The following is a 24,028-nucleotide window of genomic DNA, read 5'->3' on the forward strand; positions in this document are numbered from 1 at the left end:
TATGCGAAAGATTTTTCTTCCGTTGTTACTGGTGGCGCTTTCGCCTGTTGCCCATGGCGAAGGTGTGCAGGAAGTCGAGATTGATGCACCGCTCTCTGGCTGGCATCCGGCAGAGGGCGAAGATGCCAGTTTTTCACAATCGATCAATTACCCGGCGTCGTCCGTCAACATGGCAGATGATCAAAATATCTCAGCGCAGATCCGCGGCAAAATAAAGAATTATGCTGCGGCGGGTAAAGTTCAGCAGGGCCGGCTGGTGGTCAACGGTGCCAGTATGCCGCAGAGAATTGAATCCGATGGTTCATTTGCACGCCCTTATATTTTCACTGAAGGCAGCAACAGCGTGCAGGTCATCAGCCCAGATGGGCAAAGCCGACAAAAAATGCAGTTTTACTCAACGCCGGGCGCTGGAGTGATCCGCGCGCGTTTACGGCTGGTTCTCTCCTGGGATACGGACAATACCGACCTCGATCTTCACGTTGTCACACCTGATGGCGAACACGCCTGGTACGGTAACACCGTGCTGAAAAACAGTGGTGCACTGGATATGGATGTCACGACGGGGTACGGACCCGAGATTTTCGCCATGCCAGCGCCGATTCACGGACGTTATCAGGTGTATATCAACTACTATGGCGGACGCAGCGAAACGGAATTGACGACCGCCCAACTGACGCTGATCACCGATGAAGGATCGGTCAATGAGAAACAGGAAACTTTCATTGTACCGATGCGTAATGCTGGCGAGTTGACGCTGGTGAAAAGTTTTGACTGGTGATCCATCCTTTCACACAACCTGGCTCTCTCTTTTTTCAGATAAGACTGCTGGGCGATCTGCCGACGCCAGGATATAACCATTAACAAGCGTCGGCAGATTGGTCATTTCTTGTTGTTCGTACTGAAAACTGTCCATTTACTCCGGCTTTCCTGATTAAGGCAATGGTTTCTAAGCGATACGCATTATTGCAATGGTGACAGAACATTGCGGTAACACGCTTTTACCGCTACCTTAACCAAACTCCATCGGTCACCTGAGGCGGAGCTTCGCCCCTTTGAAATACCTTGCTTCTTTTCGTACAACCCTGAAAGCCTCGCGCTACATGTTCAGAGCATTGGCGTTAGTGCTCTGGCTGTTGATTGCTTTTTCATCCGTTTTTTACATCGTTAATGCGTTGCATCAGCGAGAATCGGAAATTCGTCAGGAATTTAATCTGAGTTCCGATCAGGCTCAGCGCTTTATTCAACGCACCTCTGATGTGATGAAAGAGCTGAAGTACATAGCTGAAAATCGCTTATCGGCAGAAAACGGTGTGCTTTCGCCGCGTGGACGAGAAACGCAGGCAGATGTGCCTGTGTTTGAACCACTGTTTGCCGACTCCGATTGTTCCGCAATGAGTAACACCTGGCGAGGTTCTCTGGAGTCATTGGCGTGGTTTATGCGCTACTGGCGCGATAATTTCTCTGCGGCTTACGATCTCAACCGGGTATTTTTAATCGGCAGCGATAACCTCTGCATGGCCAATTTCGGTCTACGTGATATGCCAGTGGAACGCGATACCGCATTGAAAGCTTTGCATGAACGCATCAATAAATATCGAAATGCACCACAAGATGATAGCGGCAGTAACCTCTACTGGATCAGCGAAGGTCCGCGCCCTGGCGTCGGGTATTTTTACGCCTTGACGCCAGTTTATCTGGCGAACCGGTTGCAGGCGCTTTTGGGTGTCGAGCAGACCATCAGGATGGAGAACTTCTTCTTACCTGGTACGTTGCCGATGGGGGTAACCATTCTTGATGAAAATGGTCATACCCTGATTTCGCTTACCGGACCGGAAAGCAAGATTAAGAGCGATCCTCGCTGGATGCAGGAACGTTCCTGGTTTGGCTATACGGAAGGGTTCCGGGAACTGGTGCTGAAGAAAAACCTGCCACCTTCATCGTTAAGCATCGTCTATTCGGTGCCGGTTGATAAGGTGCTGGAGCGCATTCGCATGTTGATCCTTAACGCGATTTTGCTGAATGTGCTTGCCGGAGCCGCGTTGTTTACTCTCGCACGGATGTACGAGCGGCGTATATTCATTCCTGCGGAAAGCGACGCCCTGCGACTGGAAGAGCACGAGCAGTTTAATCGCAAGATTGTCGCTTCCGCGCCAGTGGGTATCTGCATTTTGCGTACCGCTGATGGCGTTAATATTTTAAGTAACGAACTTGCGCATACCTATCTCAATATGCTTACGCATGAGGATCGCCAACGACTGACGCAAATTATCTGTGGTCAGCAGGTCAATTTTGTTGATGTCCTGACCAGCAACAATACCAATCTGCAAATCAGCTTCGTCCATTCGCGCTATCGTAATGAAAACGTCGCCATTTGTGTGCTGGTGGATGTTTCTTCGCGCGTGAAGATGGAAGAGTCGTTGCAGGAGATGGCACAAGCAGCGGAACAGGCGAGCCAGTCAAAATCGATGTTCCTTGCCACCGTCAGTCATGAGCTGCGAACGCCGCTATATGGCATTATCGGTAACCTGGATCTTTTGCAAACCAAAGAGTTACCGAAAGGCGTCGATCGTCTGGTGACGGCAATGAACAACTCTTCCAGCCTGTTGTTGAAAATTATCAGCGATATTCTCGACTTCTCGAAGATTGAATCGGAACAGTTGAAGATCGAACCGCGTGAGTTTTCACCGCGTGAAGTGATGAACCACATCACCGCCAACTATTTGCCGCTGGTGGTACGCAAGCAGCTAGGCTTGTACTGCTTTATTGAACCGGATGTGCCAGTGGCCTTAAATGGCGACCCAATGCGTTTACAGCAGGTCATCTCCAACCTGTTGAGTAACGCCATAAAATTCACCGATACCGGCTGTATAGTTCTGCATGTTCGAGCTGATGGCGATTATCTCTCTATCCGCGTTCGCGATACCGGCGTAGGGATTCCGGCGAAAGAAGTGGTGCGCTTGTTTGATCCCTTCTTCCAGGTCGGCACGGGCGTACAGCGTAACTTCCAGGGGACTGGTCTGGGTCTGGCGATTTGTGAAAAACTGATCAGCATGATGGACGGCGACATCTCGGTAGATTCAGAACCGGGAATGGGCAGCCAGTTTACTGTGCGTATTCCGTTGTATGGCGCTCAGTACCCGCAGAAAAAAAGCGCGGAAGGGTTGAGCGGGAAACGCTGCTGGCTGGCAGTCCGCAATGCGTCGCTCTGTCAGTTCCTGGAAACCAGTTTGCAGCGCAGCGGCATAGTCGTTACAACATACGAAGGGCAGGAACCGACTCCCGAAGATGTGTTAATCACTGACGAGGTAGTGAGCAAAAAATGGCAGGGTAGAGCGGTAGTGACCTTCTGTCGTCGCCATATTGGTATTCCGCTGGAGAAAGCGCCAGGGGAGTGGGTACACAGTGTGGCTGCACCGCATGAGCTACCGGCATTGTTGGCGCGTATTTATTTGATCGAGATGGAGAGCGATGATCCTGCTAACGCTCTGCCGTCGACGGACAAAGCGGTCAGCGATAACGACGATATGATGATTCTCGTCGTGGATGATCATCCGATTAACCGGCGTCTGCTTGCAGATCAGTTGGGATCGTTGGGCTATCAATGTAAAACCGCGAATGATGGCGTCGATGCGCTTAATGTACTTAGCAAGAATCATATTGATATCGTGCTTAGCGACGTCAACATGCCAAATATGGATGGTTACCGCTTGACGCAACGCATTCGTCAGTTGGGACTGACGTTGCCGGTAATCGGAGTAACTGCTAATGCGTTGGCTGAAGAGAAGCAGCGGTGTCTGGAGTCCGGTATGGACAGCTGCCTGTCGAAGCCGGTAACGCTGGATGTGATAAAACAGACGCTGACGGTATATGCCGAGAGGGTCCGGAAATCGCGGGAATCGTAGGCTTATAAGACATTTACGCCGCATCTGGCATTCAGTGCAAATGCCAGATGCGACGCTGGTGCGTCTTATCTGGCCTACTTTGTTGTAATCCATTGAAATAATGGGAATCGTAGGCCGGATAAGGAGTTTACGCCGCATCCGGCATTCAGTGCAAATGCCAGATGCGACGCTGACGCGTCTTATCTGGCCTACAGATGATTAGTCTTTATCTGCCGGACTTAAGGTCACAGAAGAGAGATAATTCAGCAGAGCGATATCGTTCTCGACACCCAGCTTCATCATCGCAGATTTCTTCTGGCTACTGATGGTTTTGATACTGCGGTTCAGCTTTTTAGCGATCTCGGTCACCAGGAAGCCTTCCGCAAACAGGCGCAGAACTTCACTCTCTTTTGGCGAGAGACGCTTGTCACCGTAACCACCAGCACTGATTTTTTCCAACAGGCGAGAAACGCTTTCCGGGGTAAATTTCTTCCCTTTCTGCAGCGCGGCGAGAGCTTTCGGCAGATCGGTCGGTGCACCTTGTTTCAGCACGATCCCTTCGATATCCAGATCCAATACCGCACTAAGAATCGCCGGGTTGTTGTTCATGGTCAGAACGATGATCGACAGGCTTGGGAAATGGCGCTTGATGTACTTGATTAAGGTAATTCCATCGCCGTACTTATCGCCAGGCATGGAGAGATCGGTAATCAACACATGCGCATCCAGTTTCGGCAGGTTGTTGATCAGTGCTGTAGAGTCTTCAAATTCGCCGACAACATTCACCCACTCAATTTGCTCAAGTGATTTGCGAATACCGAACAAGACTATCGGATGGTCATCGGCAATAATTACGTTCATATTGTTCATGTAATAGGCTACCTTGCTACAGCAAGCTCTTGACATAACTGTCAATGTCGCTGATGTATTTTTCTATTCCTGGAACATCCTTCTCACGAATCAGATGTTCCAGCGTTTCACATAACTGCTTGCCGGGTACCAGATTTAGCATGGCAAATACGCCTTTAAGACGATGAGCCGTTTGGGCTAACGCAGCAAAGTCACTGGTTGCTGCTTCAGTATACAGCCTCTTAACATCATCCGGTACTGTGTCTACAAAGAGCGCATAATAGCCGCTGGCATGGAGTTGCGCATTTTCATCTCCGCCCAGAGGCGATTCTGTCACCTCTTCCTGCGCCAGTTGCACTTCAATTAATTGTAAGACCGCTTCCTGCATAGCGTTGCTCATATTGAAGTTGACGCACAATTGACCAGGCCCAATTTCCCGTACGCCAGACTCATCATCGCTTAAAAGCAAGCCAGAGGCAGTAAGATTAGACGGATTATCCGTTAAAAAGATATCATAATCTTGACTAATTAATCTTTCATCGGGTGTGATACAGGTTGCACCCCAATTTTCTAACTGGCGAGTGACAATATTCCGAATTTCTGCCGAAGTAACATCCACCATTATGCAGACATCATCCAGTAATCGTTCTTCTTCCTCTTCAACTTCCGGGTCAGCTGCGAGCATTTTGATATGCACAGAGTAGCGTGTACCAAGCCCATCCCGCGTTTTGATGTTTAAATGACCGCCCAGTTTACGTGCCAGTTGATCGCTCAGCCAGAATGCCAGCGGGTCCGCCTTGCCATAGCGATCGTTTTGGGTCTGGTTGATGAACGGGAAGTGCAAATTATCCATTTCATGAATGCTTACGCCTTCTCCGGTGTCCAGAATGCGGAACGTCAGGCGGTCTTCGGAGGACTCATCCTGATCAACCTCAAGGGTGATTTTTCCCAATTGCGTTGAGGTCACGGCATATTGCATCAGTAGTAGCAAAATACGTCGTAAGGCATCGCGATCGCCGCGGCGCATATCGTGTGCTTTCAAATGATTGTTAATCAGCAGTTGCAGACCTTTACGCTTGATGGCAGGCAATACTGAAGGCACAACTTCATCAATCAAATCCTGCACGGAGAACAGCTCCGTCTCACTTTTCCAGCTATCGTCCGCAAGCATATTCGCTAACTGTATTTCATCGACCAGCCGCACCAGCACATCTGCCTGATTCGCCAGTTGTTTGCCTTCCGGGGCGTTGAGTTTAGCCGCGCTCTCCGCCAGGGACTGTGCGGGTTCTTTCAGCGCATCGCCAATGTTTTTCATAAAGGTCATCCGCCCCTGCTGGTTTTTCTCATACAGACGCTGCGCCTGCTTGAGTTTCTTGTTTACCAGCACTTCGCGATCCTGATCGCGAATAATGAAAATTTGTGTGCGCGGCGCAACCTGGCTGCGGAACATGCGGATCTCATACAGCTCGTTATTGATCGTCGCCTGAATAATCCCCTGATGCTGTTCCGCCATGGTGGTGATGTTTTGCAGATTCAAATGCGGCAGCAAATGATCGGCAATTTTGTTACTTATGACTGTGCGGTTCGATTCCTGATCGTGAACCAGCAGGCCGAGCGGCAGCAGTGAGACTATCTCTTCATTAATTGCCCGTAAAATGCGCAATTCGTTATTGACCGCCGTGCTGGGGACGCTTTCTGTACTGCGGCTGGAGAAATGGCGGAATGTGGTATAGCCAAATAACGCCAGCGCCAGCAAACCGATGTTCAGCAGCAGTGGCAGCAGAATGTTTTGCAACGTATCCAGCAATAAGGTGCCATAAGGAACCTGCCAGACCAGGCGCATATCGGTAGAGTTGAGTGCCGAGGAGATTTCAATCTTCGTACTGTTAAAGTGGATACTGACGCTATCCGTCCCTTCTTTCTCATTTTCATTGTTTCCCGTTGCCGTCGCGTCTGGCTCAAGGCGGAAACTGTCCAGCGGCATACCCGGTGGGATCAAATCATTAATCGGCAGATCAAAAGCAACGACCGTTGCCAGATGTCCCGGCTGGTTGAACGTGGTACGCAAGGTAAAGTAATGACCGTTCTGCCAGGCCAGGCGGCGCAGGTTAGAAAAACTTTCGCGTTCATCGAGCGCGTTGGCCTGTTGCAACATCTCTGCGCGACGTGAATCAACAATGTCGCTGACGGTCGATTCTTTAAATCCGGAGGTGAGATCTTTGAGGGGTAGGGTCGAGATCAGTACCAGACTGTTATCCTGACCATTCAGGTAATACATCGACCACGGTATATTTTCTGCGCCCCATAACGTGTCCAGATAGGTGGACATCCGTTGAGTCATCTCAAGCGTTGAGTTGTCGTGAGAGCCAAAGATTAACGCTTCCGTTTTGCGGCGTGGTTTTTCCAGATAGTAGACATCCTGTTTCAGGCGCGTCTCTTGTAAACCTTCGCCGGAGGAGGGGGAAGTCGTCGCGGCAATGTTGTCGTAAATCTGCCAGGTCACATAACGCCAGGTATCGACGCGCTTTTGGATAGCGTGGGTAATGTCGACAATCTGGTAACTTTTATCTTTCAGCCAGGCGTTAACGGCGCTTTGTACCATTACACCCATCGTCACCAGTAACACAATGATCAACAGTAAAAAGAAGCGGGTAATGCTCCCCGGTAGGAGTGAAAAGCGGGTCGTGGCCGTTGTCTCTTTCTGACGCATTCGTGTTTATGACCTGTTAAAACTTCGCGAAGTGATAGGGCAGTATAAAGGGTACAGTGTGAAATTCCAGACTCTTACCTGATTGATGATTTTCTATTCTCCCGTGATATTTATCATCCTGCATTGGGGGAAATAGATGTACAAGCGCCATTTTGCTGTACAAATAACCTACAAAAAGCCCAACGAAATTAATTGCAAATAAACGAAGATTGCTGGAAATTATGCTGATGTTAATTATTTGTGAAATAGTTAACAAGCGTTATAGTTTTTCTGTGGTAGCACAGAATAATGAAAATTGTGTAAAGAAGGGTAAAAAAAACCGGATGCGAGGCATCCGGTTGAAATAGGGGTAAACAGACATTCAGAAATGAATGACGGTAATAAATAAAGTTAATGATGATAGCGGGAGATATTCTAGTTGCGAGTGAAGGTTTTGTTTTGACATTCAGTGCTGTCAAATACTTAAGAATAAGTTATTGATTTTAACCTTGAATTATTATTGCTTGATGTTAGGTGCTTATTTCGCCATTCCGCAATAATCTTAAAAAGTTCCCTTGTATTTACATTCTGAAACATCTATAGCGATAAATGAAACATCTTAAAAGTTTTAGTATCATATTCGTGTTGGATTATTCTGCATTTTTGGGGAGAATGGACTTGCCGACTGATTAATGAGGGTTAATCAGTATGCAGTGGCATAAAAAAGCAAATAAAGGCATATAACAGAGGGTTAATAACATGAAAGTTAAAGTACTGTCCCTCCTGGTCCCAGCTCTGCTGGTAGCAGGCGCAGCAAACGCTGCTGAAGTTTACAACAAAGACGGCAACAAATTAGATCTGTACGGTAAAGTAGACGGCCTGCACTATTTCTCTGACGACAAGTCTGTAGATGGCGACCAGACCTACATGCGTCTTGGCTTCAAAGGTGAAACTCAGGTTACTGACCAGCTGACCGGTTACGGTCAGTGGGAATATCAGATCCAGGGCAACAGCGCTGAAAACGAAAACAACTCCTGGACCCGTGTGGCATTCGCAGGTCTGAAATTCCAGGATGTGGGTTCTTTCGACTACGGTCGTAACTACGGCGTTGTTTATGACGTAACTTCCTGGACCGACGTACTGCCAGAATTCGGTGGCGACACTTACGGTTCTGACAACTTCATGCAGCAGCGTGGTAACGGCTTCGCGACCTACCGTAACACCGACTTCTTCGGTCTGGTTGACGGCCTGAACTTTGCTGTTCAGTACCAGGGTAAAAACGGTAGCGTAGATGGCGAAGGCATGACCAACAACGGTCGTGGTGCTCTGCGTCAGAACGGCGACGGCGTTGGCGGTTCTATCACTTATGATTACGAAGGCTTCGGTATCGGTGCTGCAGTGTCCAGCTCCAAACGTACTGACGCTCAGAATGGTACCTATGTAAGCGACAATAATGTAGTCCGTAACTACATCGGTACTGGCGACCGTGCTGAAACCTACACTGGTGGTCTGAAATACGACGCTAACAACATCTACCTGGCTGCTCAGTACACCCAGACCTACAACGCAACTCGCGTAGGTTCCCTGGGTTGGGCGAACAAAGCACAGAACTTCGAAGCTGTTGCTCAGTACCAGTTCGACTTCGGTCTGCGTCCGTCCCTGGCTTACCTGCAGTCTAAAGGTAAAAACTTGGGTGTCATCAATGGTCGTAACTACGACGACGAAGATATCCTGAAATATGTTGATGTTGGTGCTACTTACTACTTCAACAAAAACATGTCCACCTATGTTGACTACAAAATCAACCTGCTGGACGACAACCAGTTCACTCGTGACGCTGGCATCAACACTGATAACATCGTAGCTCTGGGTCTGGTTTACCAGTTCTAATCTCGATTGATATCGAACAAAGGGCCTGCGGGCCCTTTTTTCATTGTTTTCAGCGTACAAACTCAGTTTTTTGGTGTACTCTTGCGACCGTTCGCATGAGGATAATCACGTATGGAAATAAGCTTTACCCGCGTGGCACTGCTGGCTGCCGCGCTCTTCTTTGTTGGTTGCGATCAAAAACCACAACCCGCCAAAACCCACGCTATTGAAGTTACCGTTCTCGAAGGCAAAACCATGGGTACCTTCTGGCGTGCTAGCATTCCGGGCATTGACGCCAAACGCAGTGCCGAACTTAAAGAAAAGATTCAGACCCAGCTGGACGCTGACGATCAGCTGCTTTCGACCTATAAAAAAGATTCCGCGCTGATGCGATTTAACGACTCGCAAAGTTTATCGCCGTGGCCGGTAAGTGAAGCGATGGCCGATATCGTCACTACCTCGCTGCGCATTGGCGCAAGGACCGATGGTGCGATGGATATAACCGTCGGGCCGCTGGTGAATCTGTGGGGCTTTGGCCCGGAACAACAGCCGGTTCAAATTCCGAGCCAGGAACAAATTGATGCGATGAAAGCCAAAACCGGCTTACAGCACCTGACGGTCATTAATCAGTCGCATCAGCAATATCTGCAAAAAGACCTGCCGGATTTATATGTCGATCTCTCCACCGTCGGCGAAGGCTATGCGGCGGATCATCTGGCACGCTTGATGGAGCAGGAAGGGATATCCCGCTATCTGGTGTCGGTGGGCGGCGCGCTGAACAGCCGTGGTATGAACGGTGAAGGCCAGCCGTGGCGGGTAGCGATTCAAAAACCAACTGATAAAGAAAACGCGGTTCAGGCCGTGGTGGATATCAACGGTCATGGCATTAGCACCTCTGGCAGCTACCGTAACTATTACGAACTGGACGGCAAACGTCTTTCCCATGTTATCGATCCGCAAACCGGGCGTCCCATCGAACACAATCTGATATCCGTGACGGTGATTGCCCCGACGGCGCTGGAAGCCGACGCCTGGGATACTGGCTTAATGGTACTCGGGCCGGAGAAAGCCAAAGAGGTTGTTCGCCGGGAAGGGCTGGCGGTTTATATGATCACCAAAGAGGGCGATAGCTTTAAAACCTGGATGTCGCCACAGTTTAAAAGCTTCCTTATTAGCGAAAAAAATTAAAGCGCAAGATTGTTGGTTTTTGCGTGATGGTGACCGGGCAGACTAAAGGCTATCCTTAACCAGGGAGCTGATGATGAAAAACGCCACATGCTTAACTGACGATCAACGCTGGCAATCTGTCTTAGCCCGCGATCCGAACGCCGACGGCGAATTCGTTTTCGCCGTGCGGACCACGGGTATCTTTTGCCGACCGTCTTGCCGTGCCAGACATGCCTTGCGGGAAAACGTCTCCTTCTACGTAAATGCCAGCGAGGCGCTTACCGCTGGCTTTCGCCCCTGCAAACGTTGTCAGCCAGACAAAGCCAATCCCCGGCAACATCGCCTTGATAAAATTACCCACGCCTGCCGACTGCTGGAACAGGAAACGCCTGTAACGCTGGAAGCCTTAGCCGACCAGGTGGCGATGAGTCCGTTCCATCTGCATCGGTTGTTTAAAGCGACTACCGGAATGACGCCTAAAGCCTGGCAACAGGCCTGGCGCGCTCGCCGTTTGCGTGAATCGCTGGCGAAAGGGGAGAGCGTGACGACGTCCATTCTTAACGCCGGATTCCCCGATAGCAGCAGTTACTACCGCAAAGCCGACGAAACGCTGGGCATGACGGCTAAACAATTCCGTCACGGTGGCGAAAATCTGGCGGTGCGTTACGCGTTGGCTGATTGTGAGCTGGGCCGGTGCCTGGTGGCAGAAAGCGAGCGGGGGATTTGCGCGATATTACTGGGCGATGATGACGCGACATTAATCAGCGAGTTGCAGCAGATGTTTCCCGCTGCCGACAACGCGCCTGCCGATCTGACGTTTCAGCAACATGTGCGCGAGGTGATCACCAGTCTGAATCACCGCGACACACCGCTGACGTTACCGCTGGATATTCGCGGCACCGCTTTTCAGCAACAAGTCTGGCAGGCACTGCGCACGATACCTTGCGGTGAAACCGTCAGTTATCAGCAACTGGCAAACGCCATCGGCAAACCGAAAGCGGTACGTGCCGTTGCCAGCGCCTGTGCCGCTAACAAGCTAGCTATCGTAATACCCTGTCATCGGGTAGTCCGTGGTGATGGCACTCTTTCCGGTTACCGCTGGGGCGTGTCGCGCAAAGCGCAACTGCTGCGCCGCGAATCTGAACATGAGGAGAGGTAATGTTGGATCTGTTTGCCGATGCTGAACCGTGGCAAGAGCCACTGGCGGCTGGTGCGGTGATTTTGCACCGTTTTGCTTTTAACGCTGCGGAGCAACTAATCCGCGATATTAATGACGTTGCCAGCCAGTCGCCGTTTCGCCAGATGGTCACCCCCGGGGGATATACCATGTCGGTGGCAATGACCAACTGTGGGCATCTGGGCTGGACGACCAATCGGCAAGGTTATCTCTATTCGCCCATTGATCCGCAAACAAATAAACCGTGGCCCGCCATGCCGCAGAGTTTTCATAATTTATGTCAACGTGCGGCTACGGCGGCGGGCTATCCAGATTTCCAGCCAGATGCCTGTCTGATCAACCGCTACGCTCCTGGCGCGAAACTGTCGCTGCATCAGGATAAAGACGAACCGGATCTGCGCGCGCCGATTGTTTCTGTTTCTCTGGGCTTACCCGCGATTTTTCAATTTGGCGGCCTGAAACGAAATGATCCGCTAAAAAGATTGTTGTTGGAACATGGCGATGTGGTGGTATGGGGCGGTGAATCGCGGCTGTTTTATCACGGTATTCAACCGTTGAAAGCGGGGTTTCATCCACTCACCACCGACTGCCGCTACAACCTGACATTCCGTCAGGCAGGTAAAAAAGAATAAAAATAAGAATTATTATTGCTGTGCGCGCGAAGATGTTTAAACTGCGGGCTGTAATTCATTGTCCGGGTTTTCTGCATGGAACTTCTTGTACTTGTCTGGCGGCAGTATCGCTGGCCATTTATCAGTGTGATGGCGCTAAGCCTCGCCAGTGCGGCATTAGGCATTGGCTTAATTGCTTTTATCAATCAGCGCCTTATCGAAACGGCGGATACCAGTCTGCTGGTATTGCCGGAGTTTCTGGGATTATTGCTGCTGCTAATGGCGGTGACGCTAGGTTCGCAACTGGCGCTCACCACTCTGGGGCATCATTTCGTTTACCGACTGCGTAGTGAATTTATCAAGCGGATTCTCGATACTCACGTCGAGCGCATTGAACAACTCGGTAGCGCCTCGTTGTTGGCGGGGTTAACCAGCGATGTGCGCAATATCACCATTGCTTTTGTGCGTCTGCCGGAACTGGTGCAGGGGATCATTCTCACTATCGGTTCCGCGGCGTATTTGTGGATGCTATCGGGCAAAATGTTGCTGGTAACGGCTATCTGGATGGCAGTCACCATCTGGGGTGGTTTTGTGCTGGTGGCGCGGGTGTACAAACATATGGCGACCCTGCGTGAAACCGAAGATAAGCTGTACACGGATTTTCAAACCGTACTCGAAGGGCGCAAAGAGCTGACTCTGAACCGTGAACGCGCCGAGTATGTGTTTAACAACCTCTACATTCCTGATGCGCAAGAGTATCGCCATCATATCATCCGCGCAGACACCTTCCATCTTAGTGCCGTGAACTGGTCAAACATCATGATGCTGGGCGCAATCGGCCTGGTGTTCTGGATGGCGAACAGTCTCGGTTGGGCCGATACCAACGTTGCCGCGACCTATTCGTTAACGCTGTTATTTCTGCGTACGCCGCTGCTTTCGGCGGTTGGTGCGTTGCCGACGCTGCTGACGGCGCAGGTAGCGTTTAACAAGCTGAATAAATTCGCGCTCGCACCTTTCAAAGCTGAGTTTCCGCGTCCGCAGACGTTTCCCAACTGGCAAACGCTGGAGCTGCGCAATGTTACGTTTGCTTATCAGGATAACGCGTTTTCCGTTGGGCCGATTAACCTCACCATTAAACGTGGCGAACTGCTGTTTCTGATTGGCGGCAACGGTAGCGGAAAATCGACACTGGCCATGTTGCTGACGGGCTTGTATCAGCCACAAAGCGGCGAAATCTTGCTGGATGGCAAACCTGTCAGCGGCGAACAACCGGAAGATTATCGCAAACTGTTTTCGGCAGTGTTTACCGATGTCTGGTTGTTTGATCAACTGCTGGGGCCGGAGGGGAAACCTGCTAACCCGCAACTGGTTGAGAAGTGGCTGGCGCAGCTGAAAATGGCTCATAAGCTTGAGTTAAGCAACGGGCGTATTGTTAACCTGAAGTTATCAAAAGGGCAGAAAAAACGCGTCGCGCTGTTGCTGGCGCTGGCAGAAGAACGCGATATTATCCTGTTGGATGAATGGGCGGCGGATCAGGACCCACACTTCCGTCGTGAGTTTTATCAGGTGCTGCTGCCGCTGATGCAGGAGATGGGTAAAACGATTTTCGCCATCAGTCATGATGATCATTACTTTATTCACGCTGACCGCCTGCTGGAAATGCGCAACGGGCTACTTAGCGAGCTGACAGGCGAAGAGCGCGATGCTGCTTCGCGTGATGCCGTTGCCCGGACGGCATAATATTTCGACGCTGACCTGGCGGACTGCTGCCGCCAGGTCAATATTCTAAAAAAACCTTCGTTTCTAATAACCCTATAATTAATCAACGAAATTATAATGTTTCTAAAATTAGAATATAATTTATAAACATTATTTAAATGTTGTTACTTAAGTGTTACCGTTGATGCCGCGCAAATCTCACCTGCAATAAAGCGACTAAAAGTAAGGCATTAACAAGATGAAAAAAGTGACTGCCATGCTCTTCTCGATGGCCGTGGGGCTTAATGCCGTTTCGATGACGGCAAAAGCGAAAGCGTCCGAGGAGCAGGAAACTGATGTACTGTTGATTGGCGGCGGCATTATGAGCGCCACGTTGGGGACTTATTTACGCGAGCTGGAGCCTGAATGGTCGATGACCATGGTGGAGCGCCTGGAGGGTGTCGCGCAGGAGAGTTCGAACGGCTGGAACAACGCCGGAACCGGGCATTCTGCACTGATGGAACTCAATTACACCCCGCAAAACGCCGATGGCAGCATCAGTATTGAAAAAGCAGTCGCCATTAACGAAGCATTTCAGATTTCCCGCCAGTTCTGGGCGCACCAGGTCGAGCGCGGTGTGCTGCGTACTCCGCGTTCATTTATCAATACCGTTCCGCATATGAGCTTTGTCTGGGGCGAGGATAACGTTAATTTCCTGCGCGCCCGTTACGCCGCGTTGCAACAAAGCTCGCTGTTTCGCGGTATGCGTTACTCTGAAGATCACGCGCAGATCAAAGAGTGGGCACCGTTAGTGATGGAAGGGCGCGATCCGCAACAGAAAGTAGCAGCAACACGCACAGAAATTGGCACTGATGTGAACTATGGCGAGATCACCCGCCAGTTGATCGCCTCCTTACAGAAGAAATCTAACTTCTCGCTGCAACTCAGCAGCGAAGTCCGCGCCCTAAAGCGTAATGACGATAACAGCTGGACCGTCACCGTTGCCGATCTGAAAAACGGCACTGCACAGAACATCCGCGCCAAATTTGTCTTTATCGGCGCGGGTGGTGCGGCGCTGAAACTGTTACAGGAATCGGGGATTCCGGAGGCGAAAGACTACGCCGGTTTCCCGGTGGGCGGACAGTTCCTTGTTTCGGAAAACCCGGACGTGGTTAATCACCATCTGGCGAAGGTTTACGGTAAAGCCTCCGTTGGCGCACCACCGATGTCGGTTCCGCATATCGATACCCGTGTTCTGGACGGTAAACGCGTCGTGCTGTTTGGGCCATTTGCCACCTTCTCAACCAAATTCCTCAAAAACGGTTCATTGTGGGATCTGATGAGTTCCACCACCACCTCAAACGTGATGCCGATGATGCACGTTGGGCTGGATAATTTCGATCTGGTGAAATATCTGGTGAGTCAGGTGATGTTGAGTGAAGAGGATCGTTTTGAAGCGTTGAAAGAGTACTATCCGCAGGCGAAAAAAGAGGACTGGCGTTTGTGGCAAGCGGGGCAGCGCGTGCAGATTATCAAGCGTGATGCCGAGAAAGGTGGCGTACTGCGTCTGGGTACCGAAGTGGTCAGTGACCAGCAAGGGACCATTGCCGCGTTGTTGGGGGCATCGCCAGGGGCGTCAACCGCCGCGCCGATTATGTTGAATCTGCTGGAAAAAGTATTTGGCGATCGCGTTTCAAGCCCACAATGGCAGGCCACGCTGAAAGCGATTGTTCCGTCTTATGGACGCAAGCTGAATGGTGATGTGGCGGCAACCGAACGCGAGTTGCAGTACACCAGCGAAGTGCTGGGGCTGAAATACGACAAGCCGCAGGCAGCAGATAATACGCCGAAACCGCAGTTGAAACCGCAACCCGTTCATAAAGAAGTGGCGGATATTGCGTTGTAATGATGTGCCACATCCGGCATGTTATGCCGGATGTGGCGTATGCTGATAAGACGCGCCAGCGTCGCATCAGTCAACCGGCTTGGGCGTGAGATGTCGGATGCGGCGTGACCGCCTTATCCGACCTACGGGGTGGAGCACTTCACGGCAGTTTAGAGGACTACCGCGTTGTCAATTTTCTCTTCCGCCTTCCAGATGCGGTATTTCACATCTACATTGTCTGGCGTATACACCACGATCGGCAGCTTGCTGTTGTAACGCAGCATTCCAGCATCGCCCAGATACGCGGTGACAAATTTCTTCTCTTTCTTGCCATCCGGGCAGGCCATCATCGTGGAAACCGGCGAGCTAACTTTATCAAAGACGTAATAATCATAGCCCCAGCCTTCCAGCGTTTTGCTTTCCAGCTTCCCGCCGAGACGATGCAAATTGCAATCGACTTCCAGCGTCTGACCGATTAACAGTTCTACTTTCAGGGTAGATTCATCTTCTTGCGGGGTTAACTGAATCACCTGACGCTTCATGCCTTTTTCAGCTTGCGGATAAGGCGCGATTTTTTCCAGTGGCTGGACGCTCTCTGCCGCCCAGGCGGAAGTGGTAGCGAAAGCGGCAAACAATACTGCAGGTAGAATGGTCTTCATTGTTGTATTCCCTTCGTCATTTATAGGTTTTCACCGATGATGTCGCTGAAGGTTAACATATTCATCAGATTTATTAATTTGCTTTATGAATAACTAAAAGAACATTCAGACAATTTTACCTTCTCTTTTAGTGTTAAATTCTGAGGAGTGGTAAAGCCTTGAGAAATATCTCTGGCGAATTAATCGCTATATAAATATGTTTATAACCATTTGAAATGTGAGCAAAAGCCCGTTTTTGCCACTCTTCCCACCACTCTTTTGATCCTGCTACAGGTTTTACCCCGATCGGGGTATGCATCTTTGACACATCCTTTAATATCTTAGCGGCTATAAAAATGGCTTATTAATTATGCGGTTTATTTGGTCGCTCTCAATTTTCAGAGCGTATTAATGATGGAAGGTCAATGTGAAGATTGATGCATCCCGTCGGGGCATACTCACTGGTCGCTGGCGCAAAGCCAGTAACGGTATCCGTCCGCCCTGGTCCGGTGATGAATCTCATTTTCTGACTCATTGCACCCGCTGTGACGCCTGTATTAATGCTTGTGAAAACAACATTCTGCAACGCGGCGCGGGGGGCTATCCGAGCGTTAATTTCAAAAATAACGAGTGCAGCTTCTGTTATGCCTGCGCGCAAGCTTGCCCCGAATCGCTATTTTCTCCGCGCCACACCAGGGCCTGGGATTTGCTGTTCACCATCGGGGAGGCATGCCTGGCGTATCAAACAGTTGAATGCCGCCGCTGTCAGGATAGCTGTGAGCCAATGGCAATTATCTTTCGCCCGACGCTCTCCGGGATCTACCAGCCGCAACTTAATAGCCAACTTTGCAACGGATGTGGAGCATGTGCAGCCAGCTGTCCGGTATCAGCCATAACTGCGGAGTATCTCCATGCACACTAACTGGCAAGTTTGCAGCCTGGTCGTGCAGGCCAAAAGCGAACGAATTTCAGACATCAGCACCCAACTGAACGCCTTTCCCGGCTGTGAAGTCGCTGTCAGCGACGCGCCGAGCGGTCAGTTGATTGTGGTGGTGGAAGCAGAAGACAGCGAAACGCTGATCCAAACCATTGAGTCAGTACGCAACGTAGAGGGCGTGCTGGCGGTGTCGCTGGTTTATCACCAGCAGGAAGAGCAAGGTGAGGAAACACCATGAAACTCAGTCGTCGTAGCTTTATGAAAGCTAACGCCGTTGCGGCCGCTGCGGCGGCTGCCGGTCTCAGCGTGCCGGGCGTTGCCCGCGCCGTTGTTGGTCAGCAGGAAGCCATTAAATGGGATAAAGCACCATGCCGTTTCTGCGGTACTGGTTGTGGCGTTCTGGTCGGAACGCAGCAGGGGCGTGTGGTGGCCTGTCAGGGCGACCCGGACGCACCGGTTAACCGTGGTCTGAACTGCATTAAGGGCTATTTCCTGCCCAAAATCATGTACGGTAAAGACCGTTTGACGCAGCCGCTGCTGCGTATGAAAAACGGTAAATATGACAAAGAAGGCGAATTTACCCCAATCACCTGGGATCAGGCCTTCGATGTGATGGAAGAGAAATTCAAAACCGCCCTGAAAGAAAAAGGGCCGGAATCGATCGGTATGTTCGGTTCTGGTCAGTGGACTATCTGGGAAGGTTATGCCGCGTCCAAGCTGTTCAAAGCGGGCTTCCGTTCGAACAACATCGACCCGAACGCGCGTCACTGTATGGCGTCGGCGGTAGTTGGCTTTATGCGTACCTTTGGTATGGATGAGCCGATGGGCTGCTATGACGACATCGAACAGGCTGACGCGTTTGTGCTGTGGGGCGCTAACATGGCGGAGATGCACCCGATTCTCTGGTCGCGCATCACCAACCGTCGTCTCTCTAACCAGAACGTCACCGTGGCGGTGCTTTCTACCTACCAGCATCGTAGCTTCGAGCTGGCGGATAACGGCATCATCTTTACGCCACAGTCTGACCTGGTGATCCTGAACTACATCGCTAACTATATCATTCAAAACAACGCGATAAATCAGGACTTCTTTAGCAAACACGTTAACCTGCGCAAAGGGGCGACGGACATCGGCTACGGTTTACGTCCGACCCATCCGCTGGAAAAAGCAGCGAAGAATCCAGGTTCTGACGCTTCCGAACCGATGAGCTTTGAAGATTACAAAGCCTTCGTTGCTGAGTATACGCTGGAAAAAACCGCTGAAATGACCGGCGTGCCGAAAGACCAGTTAGAACAACTGGCGCAGCTGTATGCCGATCCGAACAAGAAAGTCATCTCCTACTGGACGATGGGCTTCAACCAGCATACCCGTGGCGTGTGGGCCAACAACCTGGTCTACAACCTGCACCTGCTGACCGGCAAAATTTCCCAGCCGGGTTGCGGTCCGTTCTCCCTGACCGGGCAGCCTTCCGCGTGTGGTACTGCGCGTGAAGTGGGCACCTTTGCTCACCGTCTGCCTGCGGACATGGTGGTGACTAACGAGAAACATCGTGATATTTGCGAGAAGAAGTGGAATATCCCGAGTGGCACCATTCCGGCGAAAATCGGTCTGCACGCGGTGGCACAAGACCGTGCGCTGAAAGACGGCAAACTGAATGTTTACTGGACCATGTGTACCAATAACATGCAAGCCGGACCGAACATTAATGAAGAGCGTATGCCGGGCTGGCGCGATCCGCGCAACTTTATCATCGTTTCCGATCCGTATCCGACGGTCAGTGCGCTGGCAGCGGACTTGATCCTGCCGACCGCAATGTGGGTAGAGAAAGAGGGCGCTTACGGTAATGCCGAACGCCGTACTCAGTTCTGGCGTCAGCAAGTACAGGCACCTGGTGAAGCGAAATCGGACCTCTGGCAGTTAGTCCAGTTCTCCCGTCGTTTCAAAACTGAAGAAGTGTGGCCGGAAGAGCTGCTGGCGAAGAAACCAGAACTGCGTGGCAAAACGCTGTACGAAGTCCTGTATGCCACTCCGGAAGTGAGCAAATTCCCGGTATCCGAACTGGCGGAAGATCAGCTGAACGATGAATCCCGCGAGCTGGGCTTCTATCTGCAAAAAGGGCTGTTCGAAGAGTACGCATGGTTTGGTCGCGGTCACGGTCACGATCTCGCGCCGTTCGATGACTACCACAAAGCACGCGGTCTGCGCTGGCCGGTGGTGAACGGTAAAGAAACGCAGTGGCGTTATAGCGAAGGTAACGACCCGTACGTGAAAGCGGGTGAAGGCTACAAGTTCTACGGTAAACCGGATGGCAAAGCGGTGATCTTCGCACTGCCGTTCGAACCGGCGGCGGAAGCACCGGATGAAGAGTACGATCTGTGGCTCTCTACCGGGCGTGTCCTGGAGCACTGGCACACCGGCAGTATGACTCGCCGTGTACCGGAACTGCACCGTGCCTTCCCGGAAGCGGTCCTGTTTATTCATCCGCTGGATGCGAAAGCGCGCGATCTGCGTCGTGGCGACAAAGTGAAAGTGGTTTCTCGCCGTGGCGAAGTCATCTCGATTGTTGAAACGCGCGGTCGTAACCGTCCGCCACAGGGCTTGGTGTATATGCCGTTCTTCGACGCCGCACAGCTGGTTAACAAACTGACGCTGGATGCGACCGATCCGCTCTCGAAAGAGACGGACTTCAAGAAGTGTGCGGTCAAACTGGAGAAGGTGTAAGCCATTATGTCCCGGTCAGCGAAACCTCAAAATGGTCGCCGCCGCTTTCTGCGCGATGTCGTTCGCACAGCTGGTGGGCTGGCTGCCGTGGGTGTGGCGCTGGGGTTACAACAGCAAACCGCACGCGCATCTGGTGTGCGGTTGCGCCCGCCCGGAGCCATAAACGAGAACGCCTTTGCCAGTGCCTGTGTACGTTGCGGTCAGTGTGTTCAGGCTTGCCCTTACGACACCTTAAAACTGGCGACACTGGCCTCTGGCCTGTCGGCAGGTACGCCGTACTTTGTCGCGCGGGATATTCCTTGCGAAATGTGTGAGGACATTCCGTGCGCCAAAGTGTGCCCGAGCGGTGCGCTGGATCGAGAGATCGAATCGATCGACGACGCGCGGATGGGGCTGGCGGTGCTGGTGGATCAGGAGAACTGCCTCAACTTTCAGGGGCTGCGCTGCGATGTTTGCTATCGCGAATGCCCGAAAATTGATGAGGCAATCACCCTGGAGCTGGAGCGTAACACGCGTACCGGTAAGCACGCCCGTTTTCTGCCGACGGTTCACAGTGACGCCTGTACCGGCTGCGGTAAGTGCGAAAAAGTGTGCGTGCTGGAACAACCCGCAATCAAGGTGTTACCGCTGTCACTGGCGAAAGGGGAGTTAGGTCACCATTACCGCTTCGGCTGGCTGGAGGGGAACAATGGCAAATCGTAAACGTGACGCCGGGCGCGAGGCGCTGGAGAAAAAAGGCTGGTGGCGCAGTCACCGTTGGCTGGTGTTGCGTCGCCTTTGTCAGTTCTTCGTGCTGGGAATGTTTTTGAGCGGCCCGTGGTTTGGTGTGTGGATCTTGCACGGCAACTACAGCAGTAGCTTGTTATTCGACACCGTTCCACTGACCGATCCGCTGATGACGTTGCAAAGTCTTGCCAGCGGTCATCTGCCTGCCACGGTGGCGCTGACCGGTGCGGTGATTATCACCGTGCTCTACGCCCTGGCAGGAAAGCGATTATTTTGCAGCTGGGTCTGCCCGCTGAACCCGATTACCGATTTAGCAAACTGGTTACGCAGGCGTTTTGACCTCAATCAGTCTGCGACGATCCCACGCCACATCCGCTACGTGCTGTTGGTGGTCATTCTGGTGGGTTCGGCCTTAACCGGCACGCTCATCTGGGAATGGATCAACCCCGTTTCCCTGATGGGGCGCAGCCTGGTAATGGGATTCGGCAGCGGCGCGCTGCTTATTCTCGCGCTGTTTTTATTTGATCTACTGGTCGTTGAACACGGCTGGTGCGGGCACATTTGTCCGGTTGGTGCACTGTATGGCGTGCTGGGTAGTAAAGGTGTGATTACCGTTGCGGCCACCGATCGGCAGAAATGTAACCGCTGTATGGATTGTTTTCATGTTTGCCCGGAACCGCATGTGCTACGTGCCCCGGTGCTGGATGAACAAAGCCCGGTGCAGGTCACCAGCCGCGATTGCATGACGTGCGGTCGCTGCGTGGATGTCTGTTCTGAGGATGTATTTACAATAACTACACGATGGAGTTCGGGAGCGAAATCATGAAAAGCCATGACCTGAAGAAAGCGCTGTGTCAATGGACGGCGATGCTGGCCCTGGTGGTGAGCGGCGCGGTTTGGGCGGCTAATGGCGTCGATTTTAGCCAGTCGCCGGAAGTATCCGGGACACAGGAAGGGGCCATTCGGATGCCAAAAGAGCAGGATCGGATGCCGCTGAACTATGTGAATCAGCCGCCAATGATCCCGCATAGCGTTGAAGGTTATCAGGTAACGACCAATACCAACCGCTGCTTGCAGTGCCACGGTGTCGAAAGCTATCGCACCACTGGCGCGCCGCGCATTAGTCCTACTCACTTTATGGACAGCGACGGCAAAGTGGGCGCAGAAGTGGCTCCGCGTCGTTATTTCTGTCTGCAATGTCACGTACCGCAGGCCGATACCGCGCCAATCGTGGGGAATACCTTTACCCCATCAAAAGGTTACGGGAAATAAGAGGTTATTATGGGAAATTCTGACCGTAAGCCTGGTCTGATTAAGCGCCTGTGGAAATGGTGGCGTACCCCCAGCCGTCTGGCGCTAGGGACGCTGCTGTTGATCGGTTTTGTCGGCGGCATCGTTTTCTGGGGCGGCTTTAACACCGGGATGGAAAAAGCCAATACCGAAGAGTTCTGCATTAGCTGCCACGAAATGCGTAACACGGTGTATCAGGAATACATGGATTCCGTGCACTACAACAACCGTAGCGGCGTCCGTGCGACCTGTCCGGATTGTCACGTTCCGCACGAGTTTGTGCCGAAGATGATACGCAAGCTCAAAGCAAGTAAAGAGCTGTATGGTAAAATTTTTGGCGTTATTGACACGCCGCAGAAATTTGAAGCTCATCGCCTGACGATGGCACAGAATGAGTGGCGGCGCATGAAGGACAATAACTCGCAGGAGTGTCGTAACTGTCACAACTTCGAGTATATGGATACAACCGCCCAGAAATCAGTTGCCGCTAAGATGCACGACCAGGCGGTGAAAGATGGGCAAACCTGTATTGATTGCCATAAAGGGATCGCGCACAAGCTGCCCGATATGCGCGAAGTCGAGCCAGGTTTTTAACAGGGTTATTGCGTGGGTATGCTTGAAGCCAGAGAGTTACTTTGCGAGCGGGATGAACGAACCTTATTTAGTGGCTTGTCATTTACGCTGAACGCAGGCGAGTGGGTACAAATCACCGGTAGCAACGGCGCGGGGAAGACAACGCTTCTCCGTTTGCTGACGGGGTTGTCTCGCCCTGACGCAGGCGAGGTTCTCTGGCAAGGGCAGCCCTTGCATCAGGTACGCGACAGCTACCATCAAAACCTGTTATGGATAGGCCATCAGCCGGGGATCAAAACCCGGCTGACGGCGTTAGAAAATCTGCAATTTTATCATCGCGATGGCGATACCGCACAATGTCTGGAAGCCCTGGCGCAGGCCGGGCTTGCCGGATTCGAAGATATTCCTGTAAATCAACTTTCTGCCGGGCAACAACGCCGCGTCGCTTTAGCGCGTCTGTGGCTGACCCGTGCCACGTTATGGATACTCGACGAGCCTTTTACCGCGATTGACGTTAACGGCGTCGATCGTCTGACCCAGCGTATGGCGCAGCATACGGAGCAGGGGGGGATTGTGATTCTGACTACCCACCAGCCGCTCAACGTTGCTGAAAGTAAAATTCGCCGCATTTCACTGACGCAAACGGGGGCCGCATGATGTTCTGGCGCATTTTCCGTCTTGAGCTGCGCGTGGCGTTTCGCCATAGCGCCGAAATCGCTAACCCGCTGTGGTTCTTCCTGATTGTTATTACCCTTTTTCCGCTCAGTATCGGTCCGGAGCCGCAATTGCTGGCGCGTATTGCGCCGGGCATTATCTGGGTTGCCGCGCTGCTTTCATCCTTGCTGGCACTCGAGCGACTGTTCCGTGACGATTTGCAGGACGGCAGTCTTGAACAATTGATGTTGTTGCCGTTACCCTTGCCCGCCGTTGTGCTGGCGAAGGTGATGGCGCACTGGATGGTAACAGGTCTGCCGTTACTCATCCTTTCGCCTCTGGTAGCAATGCTACTGGGAATGGATGTTTATGGCTGGCAAGTGATGGCGCTGACGCTGCTGCTGGGAACCCCAACGCTTGGTTTTCTCGGTGCACCGGGCGTGGCGCTGACAGTGGGACTTAAACGCGGTGGTGTGCTGCTCAGCATACTGGTGTTACCGCTGACTATCCCATTACTCATCTTTGCCACCGCCGCGATGGACGCGGCTTCGATGCATTTGCCCGTTGACGGGTATCTGGCAATTTTAGGCGCGTTGCTGGCAGGCACCGCGACATTAAGTCCTTTTGCGACGGCGGCAGCGTTACGAATCAGCATTCAATAAC

The 24,028-nt window shown here is 51.8% G+C and carries 22 protein-coding genes; 17 read left to right on the forward strand and 5 right to left on the reverse strand.

From position 1 onward, the window contains the following. The first annotated feature begins 1 nt into the window (after position 1). Positions 2 to 778 carry a YfaP family protein gene (locus AACU19_RS01800; protein ID WP_001225826.1) on the forward strand — a complete coding sequence of 259 codons (777 nt, stop codon included), beginning with the start codon at positions 2 to 4 and terminating at the stop codon, positions 776 to 778. Positions 779 to 787: 9 nt separating this feature from the next. On the opposite strand, the gene AACU19_RS01805 is transcribed toward AACU19_RS01800, so the two are convergent. Further along, positions 788 to 913, reverse strand: a complete 126-nt coding sequence (locus AACU19_RS01805; RefSeq protein WP_255233127.1) for a hypothetical protein — start codon at positions 911 to 913, stop codon at positions 788 to 790. A gap of 139 nt (positions 914 to 1,052) precedes the next feature. Here AACU19_RS01805 and rcsC point away from each other — a divergent pair, with 139 nt between their 5' ends. Continuing rightward, entirely contained in the window at positions 1,053 to 3,902 is a 2,850-nt protein-coding gene (gene rcsC, locus AACU19_RS01810) for a two-component system sensor histidine kinase RcsC (protein ID WP_105278004.1), read from the forward strand. 198 nt (positions 3,903 to 4,100) lie between these two features. On the opposite strand, the gene rcsB is transcribed toward rcsC, so the two are convergent. Both rcsB and rcsD read right to left on the reverse strand, forming a co-directional pair. Then, positions 4,101 to 4,751, reverse strand: a complete 651-nt coding sequence (gene rcsB / locus AACU19_RS01815; protein WP_001061917.1) for a response regulator transcription factor RcsB — start codon at positions 4,749 to 4,751, stop codon at positions 4,101 to 4,103. Between the two features lie 16 nt (positions 4,752 to 4,767). After that, a complete protein-coding gene (gene rcsD / locus AACU19_RS01820) occupies positions 4,768 to 7,440 on the reverse strand; it encodes a phosphotransferase RcsD (RefSeq protein ID WP_001249100.1) in 2,673 nt (890 codons plus the stop codon). A 738-nt stretch (positions 7,441 to 8,178) separates the two neighbouring features. Between rcsD and ompC the strand changes: the two genes are divergently transcribed. The 6 genes from ompC to mqo all read left to right on the forward strand — a co-directional run bounded on the left by ompC (position 8,179) and on the right by mqo (position 15,847). Continuing rightward, on the forward strand, positions 8,179 to 9,309 hold the full coding sequence (ompC, locus tag AACU19_RS01825; protein ID WP_000865549.1) for a porin OmpC: 1,131 nt from the start codon (positions 8,179 to 8,181) through the stop codon (positions 9,307 to 9,309). A 111-nt stretch (positions 9,310 to 9,420) separates the two neighbouring features. Beyond that, positions 9,421 to 10,476: an FAD:protein FMN transferase ApbE gene (gene apbE / locus AACU19_RS01830; RefSeq protein ID WP_105278005.1), complete on the forward strand. Its 1,056-nt coding sequence runs from the start codon at positions 9,421 to 9,423 to the stop codon at positions 10,474 to 10,476. 73 nt (positions 10,477 to 10,549) lie between these two features. Further along, positions 10,550 to 11,614 (forward strand): bifunctional DNA-binding transcriptional regulator/O6-methylguanine-DNA methyltransferase Ada, encoded by a 1,065-nt coding sequence (gene ada / locus AACU19_RS01835; protein WP_105278006.1) that lies wholly within the window; start codon positions 10,550 to 10,552, stop codon positions 11,612 to 11,614. Then, on the forward strand, positions 11,614 to 12,264 hold the full coding sequence (gene alkB / locus AACU19_RS01840) for a DNA oxidative demethylase AlkB (RefSeq protein ID WP_032184645.1): 651 nt from the start codon (positions 11,614 to 11,616) through the stop codon (positions 12,262 to 12,264). The genes ada and alkB overlap by 1 nt, the downstream gene beginning before the upstream one ends. Before the next feature lie 75 nt (positions 12,265 to 12,339). Further along, positions 12,340 to 13,983, forward strand: a complete 1,644-nt coding sequence (gene yojI / locus AACU19_RS01845) for a microcin J25 efflux ABC transporter YojI (protein ID WP_088541292.1) — start codon at positions 12,340 to 12,342, stop codon at positions 13,981 to 13,983. Positions 13,984 to 14,200: 217 nt separating this feature from the next. Continuing rightward, entirely contained in the window at positions 14,201 to 15,847 is a 1,647-nt protein-coding gene (gene mqo / locus AACU19_RS01850; protein WP_000758096.1) for a malate dehydrogenase (quinone), read from the forward strand. Positions 15,848 to 15,996: 149 nt separating this feature from the next. Here the strand turns inward: mqo and eco are convergent, their stop codons facing one another. Together eco and AACU19_RS01860 are read right to left on the reverse strand one after the other, a co-directional pair. After that, positions 15,997 to 16,485, reverse strand: a complete 489-nt coding sequence (eco, locus tag AACU19_RS01855; protein WP_000849211.1) for a serine protease inhibitor ecotin — start codon at positions 16,483 to 16,485, stop codon at positions 15,997 to 15,999. A gap of 133 nt (positions 16,486 to 16,618) precedes the next feature. Then, positions 16,619 to 16,783, reverse strand: a complete 165-nt coding sequence (locus AACU19_RS01860) for a hypothetical protein (protein WP_032303389.1) — start codon at positions 16,781 to 16,783, stop codon at positions 16,619 to 16,621. A gap of 108 nt (positions 16,784 to 16,891) precedes the next feature. Between AACU19_RS01860 and napF the strand changes: the two genes are divergently transcribed. The 9 genes from napF to ccmB are packed head-to-tail and all read left to right on the forward strand — an operon-like array spanning position 16,892 to position 24,027. After that, positions 16,892 to 17,386, forward strand: a complete 495-nt coding sequence (gene napF / locus AACU19_RS01865) for a ferredoxin-type protein NapF (RefSeq protein WP_000686721.1) — start codon at positions 16,892 to 16,894, stop codon at positions 17,384 to 17,386. Further along, positions 17,376 to 17,639: a chaperone NapD gene (gene napD, locus AACU19_RS01870; RefSeq protein ID WP_000557378.1), complete on the forward strand. Its 264-nt coding sequence runs from the start codon at positions 17,376 to 17,378 to the stop codon at positions 17,637 to 17,639. The genes napF and napD overlap by 11 nt, the downstream gene beginning before the upstream one ends. Next, the gene (napA, locus tag AACU19_RS01875; RefSeq protein WP_000778067.1) at positions 17,636 to 20,122 is read left to right on the forward strand and encodes a periplasmic nitrate reductase subunit alpha; all 2,487 of its coding nucleotides are present in this window, start codon (positions 17,636 to 17,638) and stop codon (positions 20,120 to 20,122) included. The genes napD and napA overlap by 4 nt, the downstream gene beginning before the upstream one ends. 6 nt (positions 20,123 to 20,128) lie before the next feature. Beyond that, the gene (gene napG, locus AACU19_RS01880) at positions 20,129 to 20,824 is read left to right on the forward strand and encodes a ferredoxin-type protein NapG (protein WP_000091291.1); all 696 of its coding nucleotides are present in this window, start codon (positions 20,129 to 20,131) and stop codon (positions 20,822 to 20,824) included. Beyond that, the gene (gene napH / locus AACU19_RS01885; RefSeq protein ID WP_000013515.1) at positions 20,811 to 21,674 is read left to right on the forward strand and encodes a quinol dehydrogenase ferredoxin subunit NapH; all 864 of its coding nucleotides are present in this window, start codon (positions 20,811 to 20,813) and stop codon (positions 21,672 to 21,674) included. Before napG ends, napH begins: the two co-directional genes overlap by 14 nt. Next, positions 21,671 to 22,120: a nitrate reductase cytochrome c-type subunit gene (gene napB, locus AACU19_RS01890; RefSeq protein WP_000835174.1), complete on the forward strand. Its 450-nt coding sequence runs from the start codon at positions 21,671 to 21,673 to the stop codon at positions 22,118 to 22,120. The genes napH and napB overlap by 4 nt, the downstream gene beginning before the upstream one ends. A 9-nt stretch (positions 22,121 to 22,129) precedes the next feature. Further along, the gene (gene napC / locus AACU19_RS01895) at positions 22,130 to 22,732 is read left to right on the forward strand and encodes a cytochrome c-type protein NapC (protein WP_000528376.1); all 603 of its coding nucleotides are present in this window, start codon (positions 22,130 to 22,132) and stop codon (positions 22,730 to 22,732) included. Between the two features lie 12 nt (positions 22,733 to 22,744). Further along, positions 22,745 to 23,368, forward strand: a complete 624-nt coding sequence (gene ccmA, locus AACU19_RS01900) for a cytochrome c biogenesis heme-transporting ATPase CcmA (protein WP_105278007.1) — start codon at positions 22,745 to 22,747, stop codon at positions 23,366 to 23,368. Next, on the forward strand, positions 23,365 to 24,027 hold the full coding sequence (gene ccmB / locus AACU19_RS01905; protein ID WP_000971730.1) for a heme exporter protein CcmB: 663 nt from the start codon (positions 23,365 to 23,367) through the stop codon (positions 24,025 to 24,027). Before ccmA ends, ccmB begins: the two co-directional genes overlap by 4 nt. Position 24,028 lies beyond the last annotated feature (1 nt).

The sequence above is a fragment of the Escherichia sp. MOD1-EC4550 genome (genome assembly GCF_963876935.1).
In the GTDB taxonomy this organism is placed as follows: Bacteria; Pseudomonadota; Gammaproteobacteria; order Enterobacterales; family Enterobacteriaceae; genus Escherichia; species Escherichia coli_F.